General features: G+C 70.9%; 11 protein-coding genes. All 11 read left to right on the top strand.

Features of this window, described 5'->3' with window-relative positions:
* The first annotated feature begins 771 nt into the window (after positions 1 to 771).
* Entirely contained in the window at positions 772 to 1,740 is a 969-nt protein-coding gene (locus AB0O67_RS24255) for a complex I subunit 1 family protein (RefSeq protein WP_365453601.1), read from the top strand.
* Between the two features lie 2 nt (positions 1,741 to 1,742).
* Positions 1,743 to 2,357, top strand: coding sequence for an NADH-quinone oxidoreductase subunit I (locus AB0O67_RS24250; protein WP_365453598.1), 615 nt, complete (start codon positions 1,743 to 1,745; stop codon positions 2,355 to 2,357).
* The gene (locus AB0O67_RS24245) at positions 2,354 to 2,989 is read left to right on the top strand and encodes an NADH-quinone oxidoreductase subunit J (RefSeq protein WP_365453595.1); all 636 of its coding nucleotides are present in this window, start codon (positions 2,354 to 2,356) and stop codon (positions 2,987 to 2,989) included. Before AB0O67_RS24250 ends, AB0O67_RS24245 begins: the two co-directional genes overlap by 4 nt.
* Positions 2,989 to 3,381 (top strand): NADH-quinone oxidoreductase subunit NuoK, encoded by a 393-nt coding sequence (nuoK, locus tag AB0O67_RS24240; RefSeq protein WP_365453592.1) that lies wholly within the window; start codon positions 2,989 to 2,991, stop codon positions 3,379 to 3,381. The genes AB0O67_RS24245 and nuoK overlap by 1 nt, the downstream gene beginning before the upstream one ends.
* Positions 3,378 to 5,372 carry an NADH-quinone oxidoreductase subunit L gene (locus tag AB0O67_RS24235; protein ID WP_365453589.1) on the top strand — a complete coding sequence of 665 codons (1,995 nt, stop codon included), beginning with the start codon at positions 3,378 to 3,380 and terminating at the stop codon, positions 5,370 to 5,372. The genes nuoK and AB0O67_RS24235 overlap by 4 nt, the downstream gene beginning before the upstream one ends.
* A 6-nt stretch (positions 5,373 to 5,378) precedes the next feature.
* Positions 5,379 to 6,953, top strand: coding sequence for an NADH-quinone oxidoreductase subunit M (locus AB0O67_RS24230; RefSeq protein WP_365453586.1), 1,575 nt, complete (start codon positions 5,379 to 5,381; stop codon positions 6,951 to 6,953).
* Complete coding sequence (locus AB0O67_RS24225) at positions 6,950 to 8,473, top strand: NADH-quinone oxidoreductase subunit N (protein ID WP_365453583.1); 1,524 nt, start codon at positions 6,950 to 6,952, stop codon at positions 8,471 to 8,473. Before AB0O67_RS24230 ends, AB0O67_RS24225 begins: the two co-directional genes overlap by 4 nt.
* Positions 8,474 to 8,692: 219 nt before the next feature.
* Positions 8,693 to 9,556, top strand: a complete 864-nt coding sequence (htpX, locus tag AB0O67_RS24220) for a zinc metalloprotease HtpX (protein WP_365453580.1) — start codon at positions 8,693 to 8,695, stop codon at positions 9,554 to 9,556.
* Positions 9,553 to 9,948 carry a YccF domain-containing protein gene (locus tag AB0O67_RS24215; protein ID WP_365453578.1) on the top strand — a complete coding sequence of 132 codons (396 nt, stop codon included), beginning with the start codon at positions 9,553 to 9,555 and terminating at the stop codon, positions 9,946 to 9,948. The genes htpX and AB0O67_RS24215 overlap by 4 nt, the downstream gene beginning before the upstream one ends.
* An 84-nt stretch (positions 9,949 to 10,032) precedes the next feature.
* Positions 10,033 to 10,599 (top strand): SMI1/KNR4 family protein, encoded by a 567-nt coding sequence (locus tag AB0O67_RS24210; RefSeq protein WP_365453575.1) that lies wholly within the window; start codon positions 10,033 to 10,035, stop codon positions 10,597 to 10,599.
* A gap of 277 nt (positions 10,600 to 10,876) precedes the next feature.
* Positions 10,877 to 11,143 (top strand): GlsB/YeaQ/YmgE family stress response membrane protein, encoded by a 267-nt coding sequence (locus AB0O67_RS24205; RefSeq protein WP_365453572.1) that lies wholly within the window; start codon positions 10,877 to 10,879, stop codon positions 11,141 to 11,143.
* The last annotated feature ends 31 nt before the right edge of the window (positions 11,144 to 11,174 follow it).

Raw genomic sequence — 11,174 nt, 5'->3', positions numbered from 1 at the left:
GTCGCCGGCGGCCGGGCCGCGCCGCGCGCGGAGCGTGAGCGCGGGGTCAGCTTCGCAGCGAGCCGCGGTCGCGGAGGGCGCGCAGGGCGCGCAGGGCGCGGAGCAATCCAACGAGACTCCGGCCGCCCGAGCCGCTCCTCGCCGTACCCGAAGCGCGAACGAGGGCTCGGCTTCGCAGCGCGCGGAGACCGCGACGGGTGCGGAGGCCGCGGAGACCGCGACGGGTGCGGAGGCTGTGGACGCCGCAAAGGGTGCGAAGGCTGCGGAGGGTACGCAGGCTGGGGAAGGTACGGAGGCTGCCGCGCAGGCAGGTGCGGACGCTACGGCAGCTCCTGCGGGCCCCCGCCCGCGCCGGGCGCGCACCGCGTCCGAAGGCTCCGCCTCGCAGCGCGCCGCCCAGGAACCGACGGCGGGGAAGCCCACCCGCCCGGCCACTCCGCGCAGCTCCGACGCCCCCTGGCACCACGCCCGCCCTGCGTTCGACGAGTCCGAGCCCTCCGAGACGCCCGAGACCTCCGAGCCACGCGAGACGCCCGAGGCCTCCGAGCCTCGCGAGACCTCCGAGACCTCCGAGACTCCGGGGACCTCCGAGACTCCGGGGACCTCCGAGACTCCCGGGACCTCCGAGACTCCCGGGACCTCCGAGACTCCCGGGACCTCCGAGACTCCCGGGACCTCCGAGATGCCCGAGATGCCCGAGATGCCCGAGACCCAGGAAGCGCAGACCTCTCCGGAGCCCTCCACCCCCGAAGACCCCTCAGGAGGCCGGCAATGAACGACGCGCTCGACGTCGTCCTGCGACTCCTGGTCGTCTTCGTCGTCTTCCTGACCTTCCCCTTGGTCATCGGCCAGACGGAGCACAAGGTGATGGCGCACATGCAGGGCCGCCTCGGCCCCATGTACGCCGGTGGCTTCCACGGCTGGGCCCAGCTCGTCGCGGACGGCGTGAAGTTCGCGCAGAAGGAGGACGTGGTCCCGGCCGGCGCGGACCGCCGTATCTTCCAGCTCGCCCCGGCCGTAGCCCTCCTCCCGTACCTACTCGTCCTGCTCGCCATCCCCATCGGCCCCGGCGAGGGCGCGGTGGGCGTGGTGGTCGACGCGGGCATCTTCTTCGTGCTCGCCGTCATGGGCGTCGGCGTCCTCGGCTCGCTGATGGCCGGCTGGGCCAGCGCCAACAAGTTCTCCCTCCTCGGCGGCCTGCGCACCGCAGCCCAACTGCTCGCCTACGAACTGCCGATGCTCCTCACCGCCGCCTCCGTCGCCATGGCGGCCGGCACGGTCTCCCTGACCGGCATCCTCGCCGCCTTCGAGTGGTGGTGGCTGCCGTGGCAGATCGTCGGCGCGATCGTCTTCTTCGTGGCGGGGCTGGCCGAGCTCCAGCGCCCTCCCTTCGACATGCCGGTCGCCGACTCGGAGATCATCTTCGGCGCGTACACCGAGTACACGGGCTTGCGCTTCGCCCTGTTCCTCCTCGCCGAGTACGCCGGGATCGTCGTCCTGTGCGGTCTGACCACCGTCCTGTTCCTCGGCGGATGGCACGGCCCCTGGGGTGCCCACGGACTCGGCTGGGTCTGGACGCTGCTGAAGACGGCCCTCCTCGCGTTCGTCGTGATCTGGCTGCGCGTCACCTACCCGCGGCTGCGCGAGGACCAGCTCCAGAAGCTCTCCTGGACCCTTCTCGTCCCCCTCTCCCTCGCCCAGATCGCCCTCACCGGCATCGTCAAGGTGGTGATCCAGTAGCCATGCCTGAGTCTCTCCCGCCCACCCGGCCCCGCTTTCCCGGCAGCGGTCTCGCCAAGGGCCTGGCCGTCACCCTGCGCACGATGACGAAGAAGACCGTCACCGAGCAGTACCCGGACGTCCAGCCCGACCTCCCGCCCCGTACACGAGGCGTGATCGGCCTGTTCGAGGAGAACTGCACGGTCTGCATGTTGTGCGCCCGGGAGTGCCCGGACTGGTGCATCTACATCGACTCCCACAAGGAGACGGTGCCGCCCGCCGCCCCCGGCGGCCGTGAGCGCAGCCGCAACGTCCTGGACCGGTTCGCGATCGACTTCTCCCTGTGCATGTACTGCGGTATCTGCATCGAGGTCTGTCCTTTCGACGCTCTGTTCTGGTCCCCGGAGTTCGAATACGCCGAGACCGACATCCGCGACCTCACCCACGAACGCGACAAGCTCCGCGAGTGGATGTGGACCGTGCCCGCCCCGCCGGCCCTCGACCCGGGCGCGGAGGAACCGAAGGAGATCGCCGCCGCCCGCAAGACCGCCGAGAAGCTGGCAGCGGCAGCTGAGGCCGAGGCCACGGAGCGCGGCGAACCCGCCGCGCCGACCGACCCCCAGGGAGGAGCCTCGTGACCCTGGCCGCGACCCACCACGGGTACTTCGCCGCGACCCAGCCCGGATTCCTCTCCCCGACCGGCGTCGAAGTCGCTTTCCTGCTCGTGGGCGTGGTCACCTTCGGCGCCGCGATCGTCACCGTCACCACCCGGCAACTGGTGCACGCCGCCCTGTGGCTGGTGGTCACCCTCGGCGGTCTCGCCGTCGAGTACCTCCTGCTCACCGCCGAGTTCATCGCCTGGGTGCAGGTGCTGATCTACGTCGGTTCCGTCGTCGTCCTCCTCCTGTTCGGTCTGATGCTCACCAGGGCCCCCATCGGCCGCTCCCCGGATGCCGATTCTGGCAACCGCTGGGCCGCCCTCGCCGTGGCCGTCGCCTCGGCCGTCGCCCTGGTCTGGGTCGTCGTCGACGCCTTCCGCACCACCTGGATCGACCTGGACGGTGCGCCCGCCGGATCCACCGAGGTCACCGGCAAGGCCCTCTTCCAGAGCTGGGTCCTCCCCTTCGAGGCCCTCTCCGTCCTCCTCCTCGCGGCGCTGGTCGGCGCGATCGTCCTGTCCCGCAAGGCGAAGGCCGACGCGGCGACGACCACCGCCCGGAACGGCCCGCCGGTCCCCGGCACGCGAAGCGACAAGGGCGGTGCCCGCTGATGCACCTCGCCTACCCCGTCGTACTCTCCGCCCTCCTGTTCTGCACCGGCCTGTACGGCGTCCTGGCCCGCCGCAACGCGATCCTGGTCCTGATGTCGGTCGAGCTGATGCTGAACGCCGTCAACCTCAACCTGGTCGCCTTCGACGTCTGGCTCAGCAGGACCGCCCAGGAGAGCCTGCACTCCGGCCAGGCCCTGACCCTGTTCACCATCGCCATCGCGGCCGCCGAGATCGGCATCAGCCTCGCGATCGTCCTCGCCGTCCACCGCAACCGCGGCACCTCGGACATCGACAAGCTCCGCGACACCGCCGAGGGCCACGAGACCGACGGACCCGGCGGCGAGGCCGGCGCGGCCGAGCCGGACGCCGAGAAGGCTGAGGCCACCGCGTGACCACGACGACCCTCGCTCACCTCGTTCCTCTCCTTCCGTTCCTGGGCGCGGCCGCCGGGCTGTTCCTGGGCCGCACGGCCCCCGGCTTCGTCCGCCCGATCGCCGTCCTGCCGACGCTCGCCTCGCTCGTACTCGCCGTGCTGGTCGCCGTGCGCCAGAGCGGCGACGAGGCCGTCACCTCCGCCACCGAGCTGACGCCCACCGGGTCGATCCCGATCGAACTCGCCCTGTACATCGACGGCTTCGCCGCCCTGGTCGCCGTCCTGGTGGTGTTCGTCGCGCTGTGCGTGCAGATCTACTCGACCGGCTATCTGCAGGACGACCCGCGCTACCCCTCGTACGCCGCGCTCGTCTCCCTGTTCACCTCCGCGATGCTCCTCGTCGTCTACTCGGGCGACCTGATGGTGCTGCTGGTCGGCTGGGAAGTCATGGGCATCTGCTCCTACTTCCTGGTCGGGCACTACTGGGAGACCCCGGAGGCCCGCGCCGCCTCCATCAAGGCATTCCTGGTCACCAAGCTCGGTGACGTCCCCTTCCTGATCGGCCTGTTCGCGCTCGCCGTCGACGCCGGGTCGTTCCGCATCACGCGGGTGCTCGGCGCGGTCGCGAGCGGCGGACTCGACCACCCCACGCTGATCGCCCTGCTGCTTCTGGCCGGTGTGGCGGGCAAGTCGGCCCAGTTCCCGCTCCACACCTGGCTTCCCGACGCGATGGCGGGTCCCACGCCCGTCTCCGCGCTGATCCACGCGGCGACGATGGTCGCCGCCGGTGTCTACTTCATCGCCCGTCTCCTCCCCGTCTTCCAGGCCTCCGCCGCCGCGATGGTCGTCCTCGCCGTGATGGCCGCCGTCACCATGGCCGGGTCGGGCGTCGCGGCGCTCGCCCAGGACGACATCAAGCGCGTCCTCGCCTACTCGACGATCGGTCAGCTCGGCTACATGACCGGCGCGCTGGCCGTCGCCGACCGTGGCGCCGCCGTCTTCCACCTCCTGTCCCACGGCGCCTTCAAGGCGCTGCTGTTCCTCGCGGCGGGCGTGGTCATCCACGCCGCCGGCACCAACTCGCTGGCCGCCATGTCCCGCATGGGCGGCCTGCGCGACCGCGTCCCCGACGCCTACTGGACGATGACCGTCGCGCTCCTCGCGCTCGCCGCGATCCCGCCCTTCAGCGGCTTCTTCTCCAAGGAGTCCGTCCTCGGCGCCGCCGAACACGTCACCACCGGGCACACCGCGCACGTGCCCGGCGCCGCGGGCTGGATCGTCCTGGTCGCCGGCCTGCTCACGGCCCTGCTCACCGCCGCGTACGCCATGCGCCTGTGGCTGCTGGCCTTCCGCGGTCACGGCGCCGAGGTGCCGGACCACGGCAGGCAGCCGCTGACGATGACCGTGGTGCTCTGGGTGCTGGCCGCCCCGTCCCTGGCCCTGGGCGGACTGGCGTACCAGTCGCTGCCCGGCTGGTTCGACGGCGGCGAGCTGACCCCGACCCTCACCACGTCCGTGCTGGGCACGGGCCTGGCGCTGATCGGCGGCCTCCTGACCTACGCCGCCTGGCGCCACACCAGCGCGCGCGCCGCCCGTGTCCCGCTGGGCGCGGTCGCGGCCCACCCGGAAGGCGACGCGGGGCAGGTCGAGGCCGAGGCCATCGCCACCCATGAACCCGCCTACGGCGACGTGGCCCTCGCAACCGACCCGGCGGATCCCGGTCGCCTGCTGCTCGGTCCGCTACACCGGCACGCCGCCGTCGGCTTCCACCTGGACGCCGTGTACTCGGCGCTGTTCGTCCGCCCTGTCCAGGGCGGCGCCAGTCTGGTGAGGTTCCTCGACCGCGAGGTCGTCGACACCTACGTACGCGGGGCGGGCGCCCTGCCCCGCTGGCTGGGGGCCGCCGTCCGGCGCGCCCAGACCGGCAATGTGCAGACCTATGTGAGCGCGCTGCTCGCCGGCACCGTCGTCCTGGTGGTCGCCGCCGTCCTTGTCGCCACGGGAGCGTGAGCAGGCGTGATCGGTATCAACGAGTCCGTGATGCAGTTCCTTCTGGCGTTCGTCGTCGTCGGCCCGCTCCTCGGCGCCGTCGCCGCTCTGCTGCCCGCACCGCCCGGTCTGAAGGGGAAGTCGCCCGAGCAGGCGGTGCTGCGGCACGGCGTCACCGTGACCGGCGTGGTCCTCGTGGCGGCGATCGTGCTGGCGCTCGGCTTCGACCACGACCAGCCCTCGAAGATGCAGGCCGGCACGGACATCAGCTGGATCCCCGCGCTCGACGTGCGGATCCACCTCGGTGTCGACGGCATTTCCCTCCCCCTTGTCGTCCTGACCGCGCTGTTGACCTTCCTCTGCGCGCTCTACTCGTACTTCAAGATGCCCGCGGGCCCGGCCCCGAAGGCCTTCGTCGCGCTGCTGCTCGTCCTGGAGTCCGGCACCCTCGCGACCTTCGCCGTCCTCGACCTGCTGCTGTTCTTCCTCGCCTTCGAGATGGTCCTGATCCCGATGTACTTCCTCATCGCCCGATGGGGCGGCGAGGGGCGGACGCAGGCCGCCTGGAAGTTCATCCTCTACACGCTGCTCGGCTCCGTGGTCATGCTGCTCGGCCTGCTCCTGATCGGAATCACGGCGGGCACATTCGACATGGTGGCACTCGCCACTGACAACGGCCGGTCGCTGACCACATCCGTGCAGGTCATCGCCGTTCTGGCGGTCGGGATCGGACTCGCGGTCAAGACGCCGATGTGGCCGCTGCACAGCTGGCTGCCCGACGCCCACACCGCCGCTCCGACCGTCGGCTCGGTCCTGCTGGCCGGCGTCATGCTGAAGATGGGCACGTACGGATTCGTGCGAATCCTGCTGCCGGTCGCGCCCGACGGATTCCGCACCTTCGCCCCGTACCTCGCCGCCTTCGCCGTCGTCGGGATCATCTACGGATCCCTGGCCTGCCTCGCCCTCGCCAAGCAGGGTGCGAAGGGCGACCTCAAGCGCCTCATCGCCTACTCCTCCGTCGGCCACATGGGCTTCGTCCTGCTCGGCATCGCCACCATGACGCCGACCGGCGTGAACGGCGCCCTGTTCGCCAACATCGCCCACGGCCTCATCACCGGCCTGCTGTTCTTCCTGGTCGGCGCGTTGAAGGACCGTACGGGCACCACCGACCTCGACGCCCTCGCCGACCAGACCGGTGCCGCGCTGTACGGCAAGGCGCCGCGCTTCGGCGGCCTGCTCGCCTTCGCCGCCGTCGCCTCCCTCGGCCTGCCCGGCCTCGCCGGGTTCTGGGGCGAGATGCTGGCGTTGTTCGGCGCGTTCCAGCCCGCCGCCGGCCTCAGCCGCCCGGCGTTCCTCACCTTCATGGCGATCGGCGCGTTCGGCACCCTGCTCACCGCCGCGTACCTGCTCGTCGTGGTCCGCCGGGTCTGCATGGGCGTCGTGCCGCAGGAGGCGCCCCAGCTCGCCGACGTACGCAGGTACGAGTACGCGGCGTGGACTCCGCTGGTCGCCCTCACCGTCGTCGCCGGACTCTGGCCGAAGGCCCTCCTCGGTCTGACCGACCCGGCCGTGCAGCAGCTCCTCGCAGGAGGCACCCGATGAGCTCCCTGGCCCAGTCGCCGGCCGTGTCCCTGGTCCAGTCCGTCGACTGGCTCGCCATCGCGCCGCCCACCATCGCGGCCGTGGTGGCCCTCGCCGTCCTGGTCGCCGACCTGTTCGTCGGCGATGCCAGGAAGGCGCTCCTCGGGTGGGTGTCCGTGGCCGGTCTCGCCGTGTCCACGCTGATGCTGCTGCCGATCCTGGACGGCGACCGCTCCACCTTCTGCCTCACCGGCGACGCCCACGTGTGCAGCTACACGGCGGACCGGTTCACCCTCGTCATCCAGTTCCTGGTCCTGGGCGGCGCCCTCCTGGCGGCCCTGCTGTCCGTCACCGCCCTCAAGGACGCGCGCAGGGGACTCCCCGAGGGGGAGTTCTGGTTCCTGCTGCTCTCCTCGGCGGCCGGCGCGGCCCTCCTGCCGGCCTCCCGCGACCTCGCGACGCTGATCGTCGCCCTGGAGGTCGCCTCCCTTCCGGCGTTCGCCCTGGTCGGTATCCGGCACGGTGACAGGAAGTCCTCCGAGGCGGCCCTGAAGTTCTTCCTGTCGTCGGTCACCGCGACCGCCGTCAGCCTCATGGGCATCAGCTTCGTGTACGCCGCGACGGGCACCCTCTATCTGACCCAGATCGCCGAACGCGTCCAGGGCGTCGACGGCCAGCTGCACACCCTCGCGCAGACCGGCGTCGCCCTCACTCTCGTCGGCTTCGCCTTCAAGACGGCCGCGGTGCCCTTCCACTTCTGGGTGCCCGACACCTATGTGGGCGCCCCACTGCCGGTCGCGGCCTACCTGTCGGTGGTCGGCAAGGCGGTCGGTTTCTCCGGGCTGATCCTCGTCACCGTCATCGCCTTCCCGTCGTACGCAGACGTCTGGGGCCCGGCACTCGCCGCCCTGGCCGCCCTCACCATGACCGTCGGCAACGTCGGCGCCCTCCGGCAGCAGAGCACGCGCGCGTACAGCGCGGTCCGCCTGCTCGCCTGGTCGTCCGTCGGCCAGGCCGGCTTTCTCCTGGTGCCGATCGCCGCCGCCGCGTACTCCGGCGACGCCGAGCGCTCCATCGGCTCCACGGTCGCCTACGCGCTCATGTACGCCGCCGTGAACCTGGGCGCCTTCGCGGTCGCCGCACTGGTGGGCCGTACGAGGACCCTCAACCGCGTCAGCGACTACCGGGGTCTGTACGCCTCGAACCCCGTGACCGCGCTGCTGCTGGCCTTCTTCCTGCTCTGCCTGGCCGGACTGCCGCCGGGCATCATCGGCCTGTTCGCCAAGGTCACCGTCTTCTCCGCGGCCGTCGACGCGGGCCTCGGCTGGCTCGCCGTGGTGATGGCCGTCAACGTGGTGATCGCCCTGTACTACTACCTCCAATGGACGGCCCTGCTGTTCCGCGCCCCCGAGGGAGAGCCCGCCAAGCACCTCGTCCCGGCCCCCCTCACGGCCGCGATGGCGCTGACCGCCGTCCTCGGTATCGGCCTGTCCGGCGCCCCGCAGCTGGTCCTGCGCTTCGCCGACACGGGGCTCTTCTAGGTCCACCAGGTCCACGGGGCCTTTCCGCAGGCCACCCGCACGGCCGGGCGCCCTCACCCGGACGGCCGACGCGTGCCGCCGCACACACAAGGGAACTGGTGGCCCTCGCCTCGCGTTGTCCAAATCGGGAGGGTCCACTGGAACTGCCACCACGGCACCAGCGGGACCGGAGATCAACTAGCAAAGGGTTCCCCTGCTGCACCACTTGGAGGGCGTACCGTGCACCGCCGGCACAACGGGCTCAGGACCGCAGTCCTCCTCGGGGGACTGTCCGCACTCATCATCCTCATCGGCAGCTTTTTCGGGCGCGTCGGCCTCGTCGTCGCCGTCCTGATCGCCCTGGGCACGAACGCGTACGCCTACTGGAACAGCGACAAGCTGGCCCTGCGCGCGATGCGGGCCCGCCCGGTGAGCGAGTTCGAGGCCCCCGCCCTGTACCGCATGGTCCGCGACCTCTCGACGCAGGCCCGCCAGCCCATGCCCCGCCTGTACATCTCCCCGACGGAGGCGCCGAACGCCTTCGCGACCGGCCGCAACCCGCGCAACGCGGCCGTGTGCTGCACGGAGGGCATCCTGCGCACCCTGGACGAGCGTGAGCTGCGCGGCGTCATCGGCCACGAGCTGAGCCACGTCTACAACCGCGACATCCTCATCTCCTCGGTCGCGGGCGCCCTCGCCTCCGTGATCATGTTCCTGGTCAACTTCGCCTGGCTGATCCCGATCGGCCGCTCCGACGACGACGACGGCCCCGGCATCCTCGGCATGCTGCTGATCTTGATCCTGGGCCCGCTGGCGGCCACCCTCATCCAGCTGGCCATCAGCCGCTCCCGCGAGTACGAGGCCGACGCCTCCGGCGCCCAGCTCACCGGCGACCCGCTCGCCCTCGCCAGCGCGCTGCGCAAGCTGGAGGCCGGTACCAAGCAGCTTCCGCTGCCTCCCGAGCCCCGGATCGAGACCGCGAGCCACATGATGATCGCCAACCCGTTCCGCCCGGGACAGGGACTGTCCAAGATGTTCTCCACGCACCCGCCCATGGCCGAGCGCATCGCTCGCCTCGAACAGATGGCAGGTCGACGCCCGTGAAGACAATCCTCAACGTCATATGGCTCGTCCTGAGCGGCTTCTGGCTGTTCCTCGGCTATCTGCTGGCGGGCGTGCTGCTGTGCATCACGATCATCGGCATCCCGTTCGGCATCGCCGCGTTCCGCATCGGCGTCTACGCCCTGTGGCCCTTCGGGTACACGACGGTCGAGCGCCGCGACGCCGGAGCCCCTTCGTGCGTCGGCAACGTCCTGTGGCTGGTCCTCGCGGGCTGGTGGCTGGCCCTCGCCCACATCGTCACCGGCATCGCGCTGTGCGTCACGATCATCGGCATCCCGCTCGGCATCGCCAACTTCAAGCTCATCCCCGTCTCGCTGCTGCCCTTCGGCCGCGACATCGTCTCCACGGACCAGCCCTTCGTCTCGGGTTGGTGACACAGGCCTCCCGCACGTCGTCCACAGCCGCGGGGTTGTCCACAGGCCGGCCCGATTGTCAGTGCCGCCCCGCATCATGAATCCATGACCGAGACCGAGCAGTTGCTGGCACGGGTGGAGGGCAAGGCCCGTAACACCCGACCGTGGGGCTGGCCTTCACTTCCCGAGCCCGTGGACGCCGCCACGGTGGCCCGCGCCGAGTCCGCGCTCGGCTTCCGTCTGCCGCCCCTGCTCGCGCGGCTCTACGCACGGATAGGGGACGGCGGATTCGGCCCGGAGTACGGCCTGCTGCCCCTGCTCGACAGCCCACCCGCCGGTGAGCCCGCCGCCGTCGTGCAGTACCTCGCCAACCGCGAGAGCGGCCGCAAGGACCCCGAGTGGCCGTGGCCCGAAGGCGTGCTGCCGATATCGCACTGGGGCTGTGCGATGTACGCCTGCGTGGACTGCCTCGACCCGCGGGCCCCCGTCCTGCTCTTCGAACCGAACGCGGACGACGCCGACCACGCCTGGTACGTGGACGCCCCCAGCCTCACGGCCTGGCTGCACGCCTGGGTCGAGGGCACGGGGTGGTACGAGGAGACGAACGACGGGTTGGACCTGGCACCCTGGTCCGACTTCCGCATACGCACGGCCGCGACGCCGGCGTCGTAGCCGCATCGGCCCTTCGGCGCGGTGTGGCATCTGCCCCCCCACCGGCAGTTGTAACCGCCAGGTACTGCCCTGCCGTCCTTCGCAAGGGCAAGGGCAAGGGCAAGGGCAAGGGCAAAGGGCAAGGGCAAGAGCAAGGGCAAGCGCAAGAGCAGGACGCAACGCGCGGCAACGCGGGACGCGACAGACACGACCACGGCTGCATCCGTGCGAGGCGGACATCGCCAAGATCACAGCTCCCGGACGGTGAAGACCCAGTACGGAAGGGCAGGTTCAGGGCATGAGCATCATCGCTTGGATCATCCTGGGGCTGTTGGCCGGAGCCATCGCCAAGATTCTGCTGCCGGGCCGCGACCCGGGCGGATTCATCGGCACGACTGTGATCGGCATCGCCGGGGCGTTCATCGGCGGCTGGATATCGGCCCGCTGGCTGGACCACCCGATCACCAAGGACTTCTACGACGGCACCACCTGGGCGGCGGCGATAGGTGGCTCGCTGGTCCTGCTGATCGCGTACCGCATCATGTTCGGCCACTCGCGCGACTGAGCGAGGGCGTCAACGCGCACACGCACCGGGC

The sequence above is a fragment of the Streptomyces sp. NPDC086077 genome (assembly GCF_040686175.1).
GTDB lineage: Bacteria > Actinomycetota > Actinomycetes > Streptomycetales > Streptomycetaceae > Streptomyces.
The sequence above is the reverse complement of the archived record's forward strand: the minus strand, read 5'-3'. Positions and strand labels throughout refer to the sequence as shown.

Coding starts and splice junctions, on each gene's coding strand:
- AB0O67_RS24210 (WP_365453575.1), top strand. CDS start 10,033: ATGACCGAGACCGAGCAGTTGCTGGCACGGGTGGAGGGCAAGGCCCGT.
- AB0O67_RS24250 (WP_365453598.1), top strand. CDS start 1,743: ATGCCTGAGTCTCTCCCGCCCACCCGGCCCCGCTTTCCCGGCAGCGGT.
- AB0O67_RS24205 (WP_365453572.1), top strand. CDS start 10,877: ATGAGCATCATCGCTTGGATCATCCTGGGGCTGTTGGCCGGAGCCATC.
- AB0O67_RS24255 (WP_365453601.1), top strand. CDS start 772: ATGAACGACGCGCTCGACGTCGTCCTGCGACTCCTGGTCGTCTTCGTC.
- nuoK (WP_365453592.1), top strand. CDS start 2,989: ATGCACCTCGCCTACCCCGTCGTACTCTCCGCCCTCCTGTTCTGCACC.
- AB0O67_RS24225 (WP_365453583.1), top strand. CDS start 6,950: ATGAGCTCCCTGGCCCAGTCGCCGGCCGTGTCCCTGGTCCAGTCCGTC.